The organism is Stenotrophomonas sp. TWI169 (genome assembly GCF_039674705.1).
Taxonomy (GTDB): domain Bacteria; phylum Pseudomonadota; class Gammaproteobacteria; order Xanthomonadales; family Xanthomonadaceae; genus Stenotrophomonas; species Stenotrophomonas maltophilia_P.
Genome location: NZ_JBDJOB010000002.1, coordinates 212572 through 229076, shown reverse-complemented (window position 1 = coordinate 229076; position 16505 = coordinate 212572). Strand labels below are relative to the sequence as shown.

Sequence of the window (16505 nt, the reverse complement as noted above, 5' to 3'; positions counted from 1 at the left end):
GGCCCTGCATCCCGACGTGGGGGAGGGAGCAGAGCCCGCTGGCAGTTCGCTGCAAGCGGGCTTTTTTATTGCCCGCTGCCCAGGATGAATGCGCGCGATGGACGGCGGCGCAGCGACTTCCCGCCGTTGGCAAAGGCGCCCGGCGCCGCGAGAATCAACGCATGACCCTCGCCCCCGCCGAACTGCCCGCCGCGCTGCAGCCCCTGGTTGATCGTGCCCTGTCGCGCCTGGCCCAGGTGGTTCCGGAACCGATTCCGGCCGACCTGCGGCCCCTGCTGACCCACCTGGCCATCGCCAGTGACTTCGCTCTGGACACGCTGGTGCGGCAGCCCGGCCTGTTGTCGCAACTGGCCCAGCCGGGGTGCCCGCCGTTGCCGACGCCGGTGCTCGACCCGGTGCAGCCCGGTGAATGGCCGGCGCAGCTGCGGCGTTGGCGTGCGGCGATGTCGACCCGCCTGGTCTGGCGCGATCTGGCCGGGTTGGATGACGTGGTGCAGACCCTGGCCGGCGCCACCGCCCTGGCCGAAGACTGCCTGCGGCTGGCGCTGGACGCCCTGCAGCAGGAATTCGCACAGCGCCACGGCGTGATCCGTGATGACGAGGGCCGCGTCGAGCAACTTGTCGTATTTGGCCTGGGCAAGCTCGGCGGTGGCGAACTCAACTTCAGCTCCGACATCGACCTGGTCTACGCCTACCCGCAGGGCGGTGAATCGGACGGACCGCGTCCGCTGGCCGCCGAAGAATACTTCGCGCGGCTCGGCCAGCGCCTGGCCAAGCTGCTGGATGAAACCACCGTCGATGGCTTCAGCCACCGCGTCGACCTGCGCCTGCGCCCGTTCGGCAGTGCCGGCCGCGTTGCGCTGTCGTTCGCTGCGATGGACCAGTACTTCCAGCGGGAGGGCCGCGACTGGGAGCGCTACGCCTGGTTGAAGGCACGTGCCGTGGCCGGTGATATCGCCGCCGGTGAGGCGTGGCTGCAGACGCTGCGCCCGTTCGTCTATCGACGCTATCTGGACTTCACCGCGCTGGACGGACTGCGCGAGATGAAAGCTGCGATCACGGCTGAAGTCGCCCGCCGCGAACTGCATGAAGACATCAAACGCGGTGCCGGTGGCATCCGCGAAATCGAATTCCTGTGCCAGGCACTGCAGCTGATCCGTGGCGGCCGCGAACCGGCCCTGCGTGAACGTCGCCTGCTGGTGGCGCTGCAGGCGCTGGTGGCGGCGGGCCAGATCGCGCCCGAAGACGGCGCATCGCTGGAGCAGGCCTACCTGTTCCTGCGCCGCCTGGAGAACCGGCTGCAGATGCTGCGCGATGCGCAGACGCATGTGCTGCCCAGCGATGCGATCGACCGCGAGCGCATCGCCCTGGGCCTGGGTTACCCGGACTGGGAGGCGCTGCGCGCCGCACTGACCGTGCAGCAGCAGCGGGTCAGCACCGAGTTCGCTGCATTGCTGGCACCGCGCAAGGGCCAGGCGGCGCCGGACGCGCTGGCCAACTACTGGCGCAGCCTGCCGGGTGGCAGTGACGCGCCGTTGCTGGCCGAAGCCGGTTTCCTCGATGCGAACGGCGCCGATCAGTCGCTGCGCGATTTCGCGCAGAGCACCGGCGTGAAATCGCTGTCCGACGCCGCGCGCGCGCGGCTGGACCGCGTGCTGCCGGCGCTGCTGCACGCCGCCACGCGCTCGCCGCAACCGGATGCCGCGCTCAAGCGCGTACTCGGCCTGCTGCAGGCGGTGCTGCGCCGGACCAGTTATCTGGCCCTGCTGGACGAACAGCCCAGTGCGCTGGCGCGGCTGGTGGATGTGCTGGCGCGCAGCGCGCTGCTGGCCGAGCGCCTGGCGGCCTATCCGTTGCTGCTGGACGAACTGCTGGACGTGCGCGTGTCCGGCCCGATGCCGGATGCGGCCGGCATGCTGGCCGAATGCCAGCAGGCGCTGACGGTCGAAGATCCGGAGGCCGCATTGCGCTGGCTCAACGAAACCCGGCTGGCCCTGAGTTTCCGCATGGCGATGGCCACGCTGGACGGCCGCCAGGGCGCGGTCGACAGCACCCGCCAACTGGCCGAGCTGGCGCAGGCGGTGGTGGTCACGGTGCTGGCCATGGCCGAGTCCGACATGCAGGCCGCCCACGGCGGCATTCCCGGCGGGCGCTTTGCGATCATCGGCTATGGCAGCCTGGGGGGCCTCGAACTCGGCTTCGGTTCCGATCTGGACCTGGTGTTCCTGCACGATCATCCGGCGGGCGTGGAGGCCAGCGATGGCGCGCGCGCGCTGGAGCCGGGACGCTGGTACGCGAGGCTGGCACAGAAGGTGATGGCCCTGCTCGGCGCGGTCACCGCCGCCGGTCGCCTGTACGACATCGACGTGCGCCTGCGGCCGGACGGCGGCAAAGGCTCGCTGGTCTCGTCCCTGGCCAGTTACACCGAATACCAGCGCGAACGCGCGTGGACCTGGGAGCATCAGGCGCTGGTGCGCGCGCGCGGCGTGGCCGGTGATGCCAGCCTGCTGGCCGACTTCGAGCAGGTGCGTGCGCAGACCCTGGGCCGTGCACGCGACCCCGCCACCCTCTATGCCGATGTGCTGAAGATGCGAGGGCGCATGCGCACCGAACTGGACCGCAGCGATGCCGCGCGCATCGACCTGAAGCAGGGCGCCGGTGGCGTGGTGGACCTGGAGTTCCTGCTGCAGACCGGTGTGCTCGAGCGCAGTGCACAGGTACCGGCGCTGCTGTCACCCCGCGATACGCCGTCGTTGATCGATGCATTGGCCGCAGCGGAATTCCTGCCGGTTGCCACCGCGCAGGCACTGCACGCTGCGCATGCCACTCTGCTGGATGTGGGCCTGGCCTGCACGCTGGACCGTCGCCCGCGGCTGGCACCGACCACACCGGCCATCGAAGCGGCCTGCGCAGCAATCAGTGCGGCCTGCCGGGCGGCCGGCCTGCCGTTCGGCTGATCGGCGGCGAGGCCGCCGGGCCATGCCCGGCGGAATCACCGCGCGCTTTCCGCGCGCAGCGGCGCCATCTTCCACAGCAGCGCGCGGAACGGCGCCAGCAGGCACACGCCGATGGCCAGCTTCACGGCCAGATCGCCTGCCGCCCAGCTCACCCACGGCAGACTGGAACCGGCAAAGGCGATCGACCAGAAGATCGTGGTGTCCACCGTCGCGCTGCAGGTGGTGGCTACCATCGGCGCACGCCACCAGCTGCCCCGGCGCAGGCGGTCGAATACGGTGATGTCCAGCAGCTGCGCCACGATGAAGGCCGAGCACGATGCGATGGCGATGCGCGGCGTCGCCACCCAGACCGACAACAGCACCGCCACCGCGAAACCGATCCAGGCCACGCGCCGGGCGGGTCCCGGGCCGAAGCGACGGTTGATCAGATTGCTCACCAGGAACGCGACGGGATAGCTGAACGCACCCCAGGTCAGCCAGTCGTTGATCGGGTACTGCACCAGCACGTTCGACAGCAGCACCACCGCGCCCATCGCCAGCACGGCCAGCACCAGGGCGCGCGGGGTCAGTGGGGCAAAAACGGGGGCGGGACGCACGGACATGGCGAGCCAGGGGCAATCAGGGAATCGGCCATTATCCGCGCGACCAAAGGCAAATCCAAAACCACCCGTTCAGGAACACGCCCGCCGCCAACGGTGGGGCGTTACCCCAATGCCAGCCGCGCCCTGACCTCGGCGGCGATGCGCGCGGTTTCGCGCAGTGGTTCGATGCGGTCGTACTGCCAGTCCAGCCAGCGTGTCTGCAATCGCTCGCGCTCGTGCAGCTGCTGCTGGAAGCGGGCGAGGCGTCCCTGCGCGGTCTCCGCCAGCGCCACCATCACCGGCATGCGCGTGGCGCAGGCTTCAGAGAGCAGGTTCACCGAATCGGGCGATACCACCACACGGTTGGCCCAGCCGAGCAGGCCGCCGTAGGGATTCACCCCGTCGCCGCCATCGCCCCAGATCACGTGCGGCAGGTCGGCGAAGGTCGCGCGCAGGATCTCGGCCAGTGCCGGCGGGGTGCGTCGCGAGGTGGTGGCCAGCAGGCTGCCGCCTTCGTTGCGAATCTGCGCGGCCAGGGCGCGGAACACACCGACCATCGCCGTTTCGTCCCAGGGCGCCAGCGGCGTCGGACCGCCCACCAGCAGTGCAGTGCGCGGACCGGGCAGGGTGCTGAAGCCGGCGAACGCGGCCCGTCCCCAGGCCAGCCAGTCGTCATCGACCGGGTTGAGGCTGCCGATCAGGGTCAGCACATTGCTGCCGCGCAGGCGATCATGCTCGGGTACCACCACCACGTCCCAATGCCTGGCGCCGATGCGCGGGTCGAGGATCTGCACCACCTGCGTGCCGCGGGCGCGCAGCACGCGCAGCGCACCGGCGGCCTGGCGGCCACAGCCGATCGCCAGCGCAGGGGGCTCGGCAGCCAGTGCCGCGAACGCATCGCCGTAGCCGTTGGCATCCCCGGGCAGGCGCCGCGGGGTGACCCAGCGCCAGGGCGCCCGAGGCTGTAGTACCACGGGTCGATAGGTGCCCTGGCGCAGCGCCGAGGCCAGCGCGACCGCCTGGCGGACATTGCCTGCACGGCCATCGGTGACCGTCCACGGTGCGCTCGATCGTTTCACCATTGGCATTAATTCGTTTCAGCCCTGCTGGGTGTTGCAACAGTCGCGACACTCTACACTGCGGCTGGTCGTTTCGCCCCGCGTTGCCCGCGGGCACTGACTCCCCTTCGCCGCCCTGGAGATGCACCGATGTCCCACGCGCTTGACGCCGCCGCACTGGATCAGCTGTTCCGCACCGCCCGCACCCAGAATGCCTTCCTCGACACCCCGGTGGACGACAGCCTGCTGCAGGAACTGTACGAGCTGGTGAAGTGGGGCCCAACCGCGGCCAACGCCAGCCCGGCGCGCTTCGTGTTCGTGAAGTCGGCCGAAGCCAAGGCCAAGCTGGCCCCCGCGCTGTCCGAAGGCAACCATGACAAGACCATGGCCGCACCGGTCACCGTCATCATCGGTTTCGACCTGGATTTCCACGAGAAGCTGCCGTACCTGTTCCCGCACGCCGACGCCAAGTCCTGGTTCGACGGCCCGCAGGAAGGCCGCCACGAGGCCGCCATCCGCAACGGCAGCCTGCAGGGCGCCTACCTGATCCTGGCCGCGCGCGCGCTGGGCCTGGATGCCGGCCCGATGTCCGGCTTCGACCCGGCCAAGGTCGATGAAGCCTTCTTCGCCGGCACCAGCATCAAGTCGAATTTCCTGGTCAACCTGGGGTACGGTGACCCGGCGGGCCTGTTCCCGCGCCTGCCGCGTCTGTCGTTCGACGAAGCGGCGCGCATCGCGTAAGTCGCTGTATCGGTTTCGGGCCCGCCGGTTGCGGCGGGCCATTGCTGCACCCTGTACCCACCCTACGATCCGGAGAGTTCCTCAGATGAGCGCCACCCGTAAACTGCTGCTGCCGCTGGCCCTGACCCTGGCCATCGCCGCCTGCTCCAAGCCGGCCGATACCGCTGTCCCGGCCGCTGATGCCGCTCCGGCCGCCACCGAACAGCCGGCCGCCACCCCGGCTGCCGATGCTGCCGCTGCCGCGCCCGCCGCCGAAGCGATCCAGATCGCCTCGGGTACCTACAAGCTCGACCCGAGCCACACCGACGTGCTGGCGCAGTGGAGCCACTTCGGCTTCTCCAACCCGAGCGCGCACTTCGGCAACGCCGAAGGCACCCTGGTGTACGACGCCGCCGACGTGACCAAGTCCACCGTGGAAGTGAAGCTGCCGCTGAGCGGCCTCAACAGCTTCACCGCCAAGTTCGACGAGCACCTGAAGAGCGCCGACTTCTTCGACGCTGCCAAGTTCCCGGCGGCCACCTTCAAGAGCACCAAGGTGGAATCGGCCGGCACCAACAAGCTGACCGTCACTGGCGATCTGACCATCAAGGACATCACCAAGCCGGTGACCCTGGACGTCACCATCAACGGCGGCGGCGAGCACCCGATGGCCAAGGTTCCGGCCGCCGGCTTCGATGCCACCACCACCCTCAAGCGCAGCGATTTCGGCGTGGGCGCCTATGCCCCGAACGTCAGCGATGAAGTGAAGATCCGCATCACCACCGAAGCCACCGGCGAGAAGCCGGCGGCTTGATGCACCCCGCTCACTCGTCGTGAGAAGGCAGAAGGCCCGCTGCGAAGCGGGCCTTCTTTTTTGAGCGCCGGGAACGCGCGTTGGCCGCTACCGGGTACGCGCGCTCAGCGCAGCGCGCCCAGCCACGCTGCACACGCCTCGCTCGGGCTCTGCTTGGCCTTCACCGTCATGCCACTCACCCGCACGAAGGTCTGCGCGGCCTGCGCCACCACCTGACGGGCGATCAACGCGGCCTGCCTGGTTGCCGCCTGCTGCTTGCGCAGCTGCACGATATGCACCGACGGCCGGCCCACCGGCGCGTATTTCTGGTCGCGGCGCAGCACATCGGCTACCTGCGCCACTTCGTACTCGGCCTGCAGGAACCGGCGTTCGGCGTCCAACAGATCCCGCAGCGGTGCACGCAGGGCGGCCGGATCAGCGAAGGCCGCCAGCGCGCCATCACAGGCGGCGTCGTCGTTGAAGCGGGAGCGCAGCGCATCGACGCCGGCCAAGGTCAGTTTGCCCACAGGGGCCTCGTTGCAACTGGGAAGGAGCGCGATTGTCGCATCTGCCCGGGTCGATCCGCTGCCGGCGTCATGCGCCGCTCCGTGAGACAAGGGGTCTGACCCCGTGGCATGGGCCGAAGAGCCACCGAGGGTGAACCCGGTCCTACAATCGCCTGCTGTTTCATCCACGGAAGGTAAGGCCATGCAGGACGTGAAGTACTGGTTGAACGAATTCTGGGCCGGGTTGAGCGTGCTCGATCTGGCAGTGGGCAGCGTGCTGGGCGCGCTGCTGGGCCTCATGGTCGGCCTGGCCGGCTGGTACGCGCTGCGCCGCCGCGGCTGGCTGCAGCGGCGCAGGCGCTGGCATCACTGGCTGCTGGCCAGTTACGCGCTGCTGCTGCCGCTGGGCACCGCCTTGTTCGGCCTGCAGCTGGGTTTCACCGCGGGCGCGCACCGCGCGCTGCTCCAGCAGATGGACCATTTCCAGCCGCATCTGCAGACGCTCGTGGCCCAGTGGAGCCACGGGTTCACCGACTCGCTTGACGACCCGCGCATGCGCGATGCGCTGCACAGCGAAGGCACGGTGGGCGATGTGGCCGAAGCCGTCGCCTCGGCCTACCTCAGCGAACACCCGCTGCCGGTACTGGATCGCCTGGGTGACGGCGTACTGGCACGCGCCAGTGGCTGGGTGATCGGCAAGGTGCGCGAAGGCGTGCTGCGCGGGCTGGTGGAAGACACCCTGGTGGACAAGGCCGGTGTACTGGGCGTGGAGCCGACGGTGGTGCGCGAAGCGCTGACGATGCGCGTGGACGAACTGCTGCACACCCGCGGCGTGTTGCGGCTGGTGAAAGCGCAGATCAACGGCATGATGCCGGGCGTGTATTTCGGCCTGCTGCTGCCGTGGCTGGTCGTTGTGCTGCTGATGGCGCTGGAGATCTGGGCCGCGCACCGGTTCGGATGGCGACAGCAACACATCCCGGTGGCTGCCTGCTGCAGAGCCGGGCCATGCCCGGCTCACGCAGACTGAGGCAAACGCGGCGCGCTCAGTCGCCGTCGGTATCGTCCGGGTGCGCCTTCCAATAGCCGGTCGAGCGGATCCAGTCGCGCGGCACGCCCAGATGGCCTTCGATGAACTTGCGCATCATCCGTGCGCGACGCGATTCGGTGGCGATCCAGTAGAACGTGTCGCCCTCCGGTGCCTCGAAGTCGGTCAGCATGTCTTCCAGCAGCGTGCTGCTGGCCGCCGGGAAGCCATTGCGCTCCAGCCAGTGAATCTGCACGTTCTCGTACTGCGGCAGGTCCTGGCGCTCGGCTTCGTCGCTCACTTCGATGAAAGCCTGCACCTCGGCGCCCTCCGGCAGCACATCCAGCCAGCGGGCAATGGCCGGCAGCGCGGTTTCATCGCCAATCAGCACGTAGGCGTCGTAGCTGTCGGCCACCACGAACGAGCCGCGCGGGCCGCCGATCACCAGCCTGTCGCCCGGCTGCGCCCGTTCGGCCCATGGCCCGGCAATACCCTGGTCGTGCAGCACGAAGTCGATGGCCAGTTCGCCGGCGTCGTGGTCCCACCAGCGTGGGGTGTAGTCGCGTGCCGGAGACGGCTGCTTGCCGTCCGGGTAGCTGCGGCCTTCGGCAGTCAGCACCGGCAGCACCATTTCGCCGCTGGCGTTGGGGAAGAACAGCTTGATGTGGTCGTCGGCGCCGGGCGAATCGAAGCCGGCCAGATCATCGCCGCCCAGCACGACGCGGCGCATGTGCGGGGTGACCACCTCGGTGCGCAGCACCGTCAGTTCGCGGAATCTCACATCCAGGCGCAGGCGCGCGTTGTGATGCTCAGTCATGGGAGTACCTGTAAAGGTGTCGCGCAGGGGGCGCGGCGTAGGGGGAGACCTGGCTGGAGTCAGTCTGGCTGGGTCGTTGAAGAGGTGGGCTCGCTACCGGTGGTGCCGTTGATCAGTGCCGATGCCTGCGACAGCAGCGCGGCCACCTGCTCGGCCTCGCCTTCGGCCCAGCGGCCGTGGTGATGCACCAGCGCCCGCTTGAAGTCACGCAGGGCGCTGGCCAGCGGCGGCGGCAGCGATGCCTTGGTGATCTCGCGGGCGCGGTCGAAGGCCCGTCGCTGGGCCAGGCGCACCTGGGTGCGCTGCACCTTCAGCTCGAACTCGCCGGCGGCGGTGATGCGGAACACCCGGCGGCCATCCACTTCCTCCGATGCCACCCAGCCGGCCTGCTCGAAGCTCGCCAGCAGCGGGTACATGGTGCCGGCGCTGGGCGTGTAGGCCTGCAGGAACTGGTTGCTGATCAACTGCATCAGCTCGTAGCCATGGCGCGGCTGCTCGCCGATCAGGGCCAGCACCAGCAGGCGCAGGTCGCCCCGGCTCAGCACGCGTGGCTGGCCATGGCGGCGGGGCACGTCCGATTCGCTGGAACGGGTTCTGGGGGAAGGGGAACGGCTCATTTCGATATATCGGTAACGAGTATCGAAACGATATATCGATAGGACGGCCGCCGGCAAGCGTCGATCCGGCCACAACCGTGCCGCGTTTGGGCCACGTACACAGAAAGGGCGCCCTTGCGGTGCGCCCCGGGGACCACTGTGGAAGGGAGCGAGGCAGCCAGACGGCGGGCCGTTGCGGCAGTGCCAACACTCGCCGTCACCTTGCGCGGCCGGCGCAGCCCGGTCCAGAGCCGGGCGCGACACCGCATCAGTCATTCAGCTGCGGTGCCCCCGGCGCAGGCCCACACGCGGTCGGCCGTGCCCTACAACGGTCATCGCCCTGGGTAACACTTCGTTCTGCACATGCGCCAGGCGGGCAATCGCGACGTGCCCGAAGCGGTCCAAGGCCCGCCGCAGCGGCCTGGAGCGCGCCTGCTGGCCCGCCGAAGACAGGCGGGACATGCCTTGCGGACACTGGCTGCATGCGTCCATACGCCAGCGTAGCCAAGTGACGAAAGCCCTTGGTGCGCTACACTTTGCGGTCTAGATATCTATACAACAGTCGCGCGCGTGCGTGCGGTTATGGGAGCGCTAATGAACTGGTTGAACGAGGTGCTGAACAACGACCCGAATCCTGTGGAAACCCAGGAGTGGATCGAGTCGTTGAAGGCCGTTATTGATGTCGAGGGCTCCGAGCGCGCGCATCAGCTGCTGGAAGGCATGGTGGAGCTGACCCGTCGTTCGGGCGCCTACCTGCCGTTCTCTCCCACGACCGAATACGTCAATACGATCGAGCCGCAGTTCGAGGCCAAGAGCCCGGGCAATGCCGAGCTGGAATGGCGCATCCGTTCCATCATCCGCTGGAACGCGATGGCCACCGTGGTCCGCGCCAACCGCAAGCCGGGCGACCTGGGCGGCCACATCGCCTCGTTCGCCTCCGGTGCCACCCTGTACGACGTGGGCTTCAACCACTTCTGGCGCGCCCCGAGCGACAACCACCCGGGCGACCTGCTGTTCATCCAGGGCCACAGCGCCCCGGGCATCTACGCCCGCGCCTTCCTGGAAGGCCGCATCAGCGAAGAGCAGCTGGACAAGTTCCGCATGGAAGTGGACGGCGGTGGCCTGTCCTCGTACCCGCACCCGTGGCTGATGCCGGACTTCTGGCAGACCCCCACCGTGTCGATGGGCCTGGGCCCGCTGGCCGCCATCTACCAGGCGCAGTTCATGCGTTACCTGGAAAACCGTGGCCTGATCGAGAAGTCCGACCGCAAGGTGTGGTGCTTCATCGGCGACGGCGAGTCGGACGAGCCGGAAACCCTGGGTGCCATCGCCCTGGCCGGCCGTGAAGGCCTGGACAACCTGATCTTCGTGGTGAACTGCAACCTGCAGCGCCTGGACGGCCCGGTGCGCGGCAACGGCAAGATCATCCAGGAACTGGAAGGCGTGTTCCGCGGCGGCGGCTGGAACGTCATCAAGCTGCTGTGGGGCGGTTACTGGGATGCCCTGCTGGCCAAGGACACCAACGGCGTCCTGAAGAAGCTGATGATGGAAACCGTCGACGGCGAATACCAGAACTGCAAGGCCTTCGGCGGCGCGTACACCCGCGAGCATTTCTTCGGCAAGTACCCGGAGACCGCCGCGATGGTCGCCGGCCTGTCCGACGACGACATCTGGCGCCTCAACCGCGGTGGCCACGACCCGCACAAGGTGTACGCCGCCTACCACCAGGCCGTGAACACCAAGGGCATGCCGACCGTCATCCTGGCCAAGACCGTGAAGGGTTATGGCATGGGCAGCGCCGGTGAAGCGTTGAACCCGACCCACCAGACCAAGAAGCTGGACGACGAAGCCGTCAAGCACTTCCGCGACCGCTTCAACATTCCGGTGACCGACGAGCAGCTCAAGGACGGCCAGGTGCCGTTCTACAACCCGGGCCCGGACTCGCCGGAAGTGCAGTACCTGCAGGAGCGCCGTGCTGCCCTGGGCGGTTACCTGCCGCAGCGCCGCCGCAAGGCTGACAAGAGTTTCAACGCACCGAAGCTGGAAACCTACGAGCGCCTGCTGAAGAGCAGCGGCGAACGCACCTACTCCACCACCATGGCGTTCGTGCAGAGCCTGAACATCACCCTGCGCGACAAGGAGCTGGGCCCGCACATCGTGCCGATCGTGGCCGACGAAGCCCGCACCTTCGGCATGGAAGGCCTGTTCCGCCAGATCGGCATCTACGCGCCGTTCGGCCAGAAGTACAAGCCGGTGGACGCCGACCAGCTGATGTTCTACCGCGAAGACCAGAGCGGCCAGGTGCTGCAGCAGGGCATCAGCGAGCCGGGCGCGATCAGCTCGTGGATGGCCGCCGGTACCAGCTACTCGGTCAGCAACGTGCCGATGCTGCCGTTCTACATCTACTACTCGATGTTCGGCTTCCAGCGCGTGGGCGACATCGCCTGGCAGGCCGCCGACATGCGTACCCGCGGCTTCCTGCTGGGTGGCACCGCCGGCCGCACCACGCTGAACGGTGAAGGCCTGCAGCACGAAGATGGCTTCAGCCATCTGGTGGCCGGTGGCATCCCGAACGTGCGCAGCTACGACCCGACCTTCGGCTACGAAGTGACGGTGATCCTGCAGCACGGCACCAAGGCGATGATGGAAGACCAGGTAGACGAGTACTACTACCTGACCCTGATGAACGAGAACTACGCCCACCCGGACATGCCGGAAGGCGCAGCCGAGGGCATCGTCAAGGGCATGTACCTGCTGACCGACGCCGGCAAGCCGAAGAAGGGCGAACTGCGCGTGCAGCTGCTGGGTTCGGGCACCATCCTGCGCGAAGCCATCGCCGCCGCCGAGCTGCTGGACAAGGACTTCGGCGTGACCGCCGATATCTGGAGCTGCCCGAGCTTCAACGAACTGCGCCGCGACGGCTTCGATGTGGAGCGCCACAACCGCCTGCATCCGGAAGGCGAGCAGCGCAAGGCCTACGTGACCGAGCTGCTGGAAGGCCGCCAGGGCCCGGCGATTGCCGCTACCGACTACGTGCGTGCGTATGCGGACCAGATCCGCGCGTTCGTGCCGATGAGCTACACCGTGCTGGGTACGGATGGTTTCGGTCGTTCGGATACCCGTGCGAACCTGCGTCGCTTCTTCGAGGTTGACCGGTACTACATCGCGCACGCCGCGATTGCGGCGCTGGCGAAGGAAGGGAAGATGACCGCGAAGGATGTGGCCCGGGCGATCAAGCAGTACAAGATTGATCCGGAGAAGGCTAATCCTGTTGGGGTTTGATTGAATTAAGGACGAGATTGAAAAGGGCGAGGTATCGTTGATGCCTCGCCCTGTCTCTTTATAAGGAGCGGTGAGATGGCAATTGATCTGAACACTCAATTTGACTCGCAGCGAAAGAAGGTTGACGTCGACAACTTCGATGTCACAGTTCGCGAGTTGGTGCGGATGGTCGAAGAAGGCGAAATCGACCGCGCGCCTGAATACCAGAGAAAATTCCGTTGGGACGAGACCAGAGAATCTCGTCTTGTTGAGTCTGTTCTCCTTGGTCTTCCAGTCCCGACCATCTTTATGGCGACTAACAAGGATGGAACATGGGAGTTGGTGGATGGATTGCAGCGGATAAGTTCACTTGTGCATTTTGCGGGCGGGGAGGAGTCACTCCAGGCCTCGATTGGAAAGGCATCTTCACTTAGGCTTAGTGGCCTGGAAAAGCTGTCGGCCTTTAACGGGAAAACTTTTGATGAGCTCCCTGAGTCAATTCAGCTTCATTTGATGAAGCGCGCGCTTCGCGTTACATCGCTTAGTGATAAGTCGGACATGGACGTGAGGTTTGATACCTTCGAAAGACTTAACACTGGTGGCATCGCTTTGTCATCTCAGGAAATTCGCGCGTGCGTTTATCAGGGGGTGCTCTCAGATTTTCTGAGCGAGGCTGCACAAAGTCGTGGTCTCACAAATTTAATCAAGCTACAAAAGGGTCATAAGGACGACGGTACTCTTGAAGAGTTTGTTCTTAAGCTTTTTGCTTATTCAAACAATAGGGATCAGTTTGACGGGAAGGTTACTGTTTTTCTGAATTCTTTTGCTAGAGATAATCAGACTATGGCATCAGTAGCTGTCATGCGCTCTGAGTTCGAAAGTGTCGTCAGGAAGTTCTCAAAAATTCATAAAGGGGCTATTCTCAAGGAGAATTATCCAGTAACGCCATTGAATCTGGCTGAAGGCGTTCTGATTGCTGCGCTCGAGCTTTCGCGCCAAAGAAAAAAGCTGGTTCCAAAGCCTGGCTGGCTTAAGGATCGTAAGCTTTTGGCATTTAGTACTGGTGGGACGAATACTAAGAAATCTTTGTTTGGACGTATTGATCGAGCTCGTGAACTTCTTCTTGGCGAAGATCCTGAGAACTGATGTATGGATTTCGGACATGGAAAGTTCTTGCAAGATACGCAGTCAATTAGATCAAACTTGGTTCTGCTTGATGGATTGGCGATAAGTGCTAGGTACAATTCATTCACGAAGTCAAGCAAGGCGTTTGCTTTGGTTTGGATGACCGCGTCAATTGAGGATTTTTGGAAAAGATACCTGAATGAGGTGTGCGGCAGGGTTCAGGCATCATCTTCTAGAAAAAAGAGAAAGGGGTTCTCTTCTTCTAGTATTTTCATATTTGAAAAAATAGGCACGGCATCTGAGGGCAAGGCGGTAAAGCGGTGGGAAAAGGTAGCGGATATCCTGGACTGTATTCGAGGGAATTCGCCATTGCCGCCCTTTTCGATTCCTTATGATGGAAAGACAATCCGTCCCGATCATATTGATCTGGCATGGCGAGTTTTTGATCTTCCTGGGGCGTCTTTTGTCTCGCCAATACACCGGCAGGAGCTAAATACACTTGCGGATCGTCGAAATGATGTCGCTCATGGCACTCTGTCTCCAGAGGCCGTTGGCGGCACAATTTCTGTGGGAGATGTAATCCGGGTCGTTGGCCGAATGGAGGAAATCGTAGAGCATTGTGTTGTCTCGGCATCAGTCAGGTGGTGATCCGGAGCGCGTGTCTTTTGAGAGCTGAAGCTCTCGTTCGCGGATCGCTTCATAGCACGATTGAGTGACAACTATTCTCGGACGCCTCATGTCAGCAGAGTGACAGAACCCGCGTTTCACGCGTCGGGTTTGCTGACGTGGTGGTTCCGTATTGGGTAGGCCAGAGAGGAAACCTATCGGCCTGGAGCACAGACGGCACGGAAGGGTCACCTCATTCCCCAACTTGCAATCTTTCAGTAACCTGCGCAGTCAACGCCACACAAGCCATCTTCAACCCCTCCATCACCCGATCCCCCACATACTCTTCGGGCGCACCGTTCTGCCGCGTGCGCTCCGCAGCCAGCATCAGCTCTGCTACCACGCGCAATCCCGCCAGCGCGCAATCCGCATCCGCCAGCTGAAGACAACGCCCAGGCAACTGATGCCGCTCTGGCCACGGCTGACCGTCCGCAGCCGCACCCTTTCCGATGCGACGCAGGGTAGAGACAAATCCGTTGGGATCGGGGGATGCGTCGCGCTCGGGCTCGGTATTGGCCGGATCGTACTGCGCGTGCAGGGAACGGAAATCCGATTCGTTCATGGCAATGCTCCGTACAGGACAGAAAGCAACGCCACCGATGGAGGTGGCGGGACGATGCGTGGCTCGAAAACCGGTAAGTATCAGACCGGCGGGTCCGAAGACCCCCACGCACCGCCCGCCATGGAACGCGAACGGATTGCCAGCCGGCGCCACGCAAACGTGACGCCGGCTGACAAGCGTGAACATCTGATACTTGGACGGGTTTTCGAGTCCCGCGCCACCCTTTTCCGGTGGCCCGCCAATCTGCTCACGCCTGCGCCCTGAAATCCAATTGGAAATTGCGGAGGAAACACGCAGTTCCACAGAGCGGAACTATTGTCGCATATGGCCAGCGTGCCGTATGCGACGACAATCTCCGCAATCGAACTTCAAGGAAGGTTTTTGCGACAGGAAAGATCGTAATCAGCCTGTGCGCCCGCACAGAACGCAACCGCCTGCCGATCGCGCAGGGCCTTCCGAAATCCTCCGTCCACGCCGGAATCGGGCCCTCGTCACCGCCCCGCAGCCGAAAAGGCGAGCCAAAAACGACACTTCGGCCGTCGTCCTCGGCACCACGCCTCTCCCCAGCCTGCTACCATTCCCCCGCAACCCAGCCAGCCCACCCCGTGCAGACACACCCGGGGCGGGCCGTCGCCGTACGGCCCAGCGAGCCAGGACACCCTTCCGTGCCCTTTCAAGGATGCTCGCATGTTCCGTCATTCCGCTTTCCGCTCGGCCGCCCTGGCCCTTGCCATTTCGCTCAGCGTCGGCGCCCCGGCGGCCTTCGCCGATAACGCTCCCGCCGCCAGCACCCCCGATGCCGTGCAGCGCCAGGCCATCGCCAAGGGCCTGTACGAACTGGCGTACAGCCCCACCCAGAACGCCGTGTTCGTTGCGTCATCCGGCGGCTTCGGCGATGACGCCGGCCCGTCGCAGGTGCTGCGCCTGAACCCGGCCACGCTGGCCGTGGAAACTCGCATCCCGCTGGAGCGCAAGGCGTTCGGCGTAGTGCTGGATGACGCCCACAACCGCCTGTACGTGGGCAACACCGTTGATACCTCGGTAACCGTGGTCGATACCGCCCAGAACAAGGCCATCGGCATCGTGCAGCTGATGGAGAAGAAGGTCGGCAAGGACGGCAAGGCCGCCTACACCCACGACCTGCGCGAACTGGTGGTCGACAGCCCGGCCAACCGTCTGTACGTCACCGGCCATTCCAGCGAGGGCAGCGTGCTGTTCGTGGTCGATACCACCACGCTGAAAGTGATCGACACCATCCCGGGCCTAGGCAACGCCAAGGCGCCGGGCCTGGCGCTGGATGCCGCCAACAGGCGCGTGTACACCAGCAACCTGCTGGCCGACCTGGTGGTGGTCGGCACCGACGCCAACACGGTGGTGGCCCAACACAAGATCAGCGCCGAGCAGCCGATGAACATCGCACTGCACCCGGACGGCAAGCGCCTGTTCGTGACCGACCAGGGCTCGGAGATGATCCGCAGCTACATGACCAAGAGCAGCGCGGGCTTCACCAGCAAGCACCCGGGCCAGCGCGTGCTGGTGCTCGACCGCACCACCGGCAAGGAACTGGCTAGCATCCCGACCGACGCCGGCCCGCTGGGCATCCTGCTGGACGCACCGCGCAAGCGCCTGTACGTGACCAACCGCGACGGCGGCACGGTGACCGCGTACGACAGTGAGAGCTACCAGAAGGTGGCCACCTACCCGGTGCCGACCCACCCGAACAGCCTGGCGCTGGATGCCAAGAACAACGTGCTGTACGTGAGCATCAAGAACGGCGAGAAGGATGCCAAGGACGCGAACGAGAGCGTGGCGCGCATCCAGTTGTAAGCGCAGCACGCG

Annotated in this window: 14 protein-coding genes; 8 read left to right on the top strand and 6 right to left on the bottom strand. The window is 65.3% G+C overall.

All coding sequences use genetic code 11. The features are described 5' to 3' along the window. Positions 1-161: 161 nt before the first annotated feature. On the top strand, positions 162-2957 hold the full coding sequence (gene glnE / locus ABE543_RS02780) for a bifunctional [glutamate--ammonia ligase]-adenylyl-L-tyrosine phosphorylase/[glutamate--ammonia-ligase] adenylyltransferase (protein ID WP_346475273.1): 2796 nt from the start codon (positions 162-164) through the stop codon (positions 2955-2957). Positions 2958-2992: 35 nt separating this feature from the next. On the opposite strand, the gene ABE543_RS02775 is transcribed toward glnE, so the two are convergent. Both ABE543_RS02775 and ABE543_RS02770 read right to left on the bottom strand, forming a co-directional pair. Then, a complete protein-coding gene (locus ABE543_RS02775) occupies positions 2993-3559 on the bottom strand; it encodes a queuosine precursor transporter (protein ID WP_053520117.1) in 567 nt (188 codons plus the stop codon). Between the two features lie 101 nt (positions 3560-3660). Beyond that, positions 3661-4620 (bottom strand): mitochondrial fission ELM1 family protein, encoded by a 960-nt coding sequence (locus ABE543_RS02770; protein ID WP_346475272.1) that lies wholly within the window; start codon positions 4618-4620, stop codon positions 3661-3663. A gap of 126 nt (positions 4621-4746) precedes the next feature. Here ABE543_RS02770 and ABE543_RS02765 point away from each other — a divergent pair, with 126 nt between their 5' ends. Further along, entirely contained in the window at positions 4747-5337 is a 591-nt protein-coding gene (locus ABE543_RS02765) for a malonic semialdehyde reductase (RefSeq protein WP_053520115.1), read from the top strand. 85 nt (positions 5338-5422) lie between these two features. Continuing rightward, positions 5423-6130, top strand: a complete 708-nt coding sequence (locus tag ABE543_RS02760; RefSeq protein WP_346475271.1) for a YceI family protein — start codon at positions 5423-5425, stop codon at positions 6128-6130. A gap of 104 nt (positions 6131-6234) precedes the next feature. Here ABE543_RS02760 and ABE543_RS02755 read toward each other — a convergent pair whose 3' ends face one another. Continuing rightward, on the bottom strand, positions 6235-6636 hold the full coding sequence (locus ABE543_RS02755) for a hypothetical protein (protein ID WP_346475270.1): 402 nt from the start codon (positions 6634-6636) through the stop codon (positions 6235-6237). A gap of 181 nt (positions 6637-6817) precedes the next feature. Here ABE543_RS02755 and ABE543_RS02750 point away from each other — a divergent pair, with 181 nt between their 5' ends. Beyond that, positions 6818-7642 carry a hypothetical protein gene (locus tag ABE543_RS02750; RefSeq protein ID WP_346475269.1) on the top strand — a complete coding sequence of 275 codons (825 nt, stop codon included), beginning with the start codon at positions 6818-6820 and terminating at the stop codon, positions 7640-7642. Between the two features lie 16 nt (positions 7643-7658). On the opposite strand, the gene ABE543_RS02745 is transcribed toward ABE543_RS02750, so the two are convergent. Both ABE543_RS02745 and ABE543_RS02740 read right to left on the bottom strand, forming a co-directional pair. Next, the gene (locus ABE543_RS02745) at positions 7659-8456 is read right to left on the bottom strand and encodes a siderophore-interacting protein (RefSeq protein WP_065175417.1); all 798 of its coding nucleotides are present in this window, start codon (positions 8454-8456) and stop codon (positions 7659-7661) included. A 59-nt stretch (positions 8457-8515) separates the two neighbouring features. After that, positions 8516-9073, bottom strand: a complete 558-nt coding sequence (locus ABE543_RS02740; protein WP_346475268.1) for a PadR family transcriptional regulator — start codon at positions 9071-9073, stop codon at positions 8516-8518. Positions 9074-9646: 573 nt separating this feature from the next. Between ABE543_RS02740 and aceE the strand changes: the two genes are divergently transcribed. The 3 genes from aceE (at position 9647) to ABE543_RS02725 (ending at position 14086) form a co-directional block, all read left to right on the top strand. Further along, positions 9647-12334 (top strand): pyruvate dehydrogenase (acetyl-transferring), homodimeric type, encoded by a 2688-nt coding sequence (gene aceE, locus ABE543_RS02735; protein WP_065175416.1) that lies wholly within the window; start codon positions 9647-9649, stop codon positions 12332-12334. A gap of 75 nt (positions 12335-12409) precedes the next feature. Then, positions 12410-13459 carry a DUF262 domain-containing protein gene (locus tag ABE543_RS02730; RefSeq protein WP_346475267.1) on the top strand — a complete coding sequence of 350 codons (1050 nt, stop codon included), beginning with the start codon at positions 12410-12412 and terminating at the stop codon, positions 13457-13459. A gap of 3 nt (positions 13460-13462) precedes the next feature. Continuing rightward, positions 13463-14086 (top strand): hypothetical protein, encoded by a 624-nt coding sequence (locus ABE543_RS02725; protein ID WP_346475266.1) that lies wholly within the window; start codon positions 13463-13465, stop codon positions 14084-14086. A gap of 211 nt (positions 14087-14297) precedes the next feature. Here the strand turns inward: ABE543_RS02725 and ABE543_RS02720 are convergent, their stop codons facing one another. Then, positions 14298-14666 (bottom strand): hypothetical protein, encoded by a 369-nt coding sequence (locus tag ABE543_RS02720; RefSeq protein ID WP_346475265.1) that lies wholly within the window; start codon positions 14664-14666, stop codon positions 14298-14300. A gap of 687 nt (positions 14667-15353) precedes the next feature. On the opposite strand from ABE543_RS02720, the gene ABE543_RS02715 reads away from it, so the two are divergent. Next, on the top strand, positions 15354-16493 hold the full coding sequence (locus ABE543_RS02715; protein WP_346475264.1) for a YncE family protein: 1140 nt from the start codon (positions 15354-15356) through the stop codon (positions 16491-16493). Positions 16494-16505 lie beyond the last annotated feature (12 nt).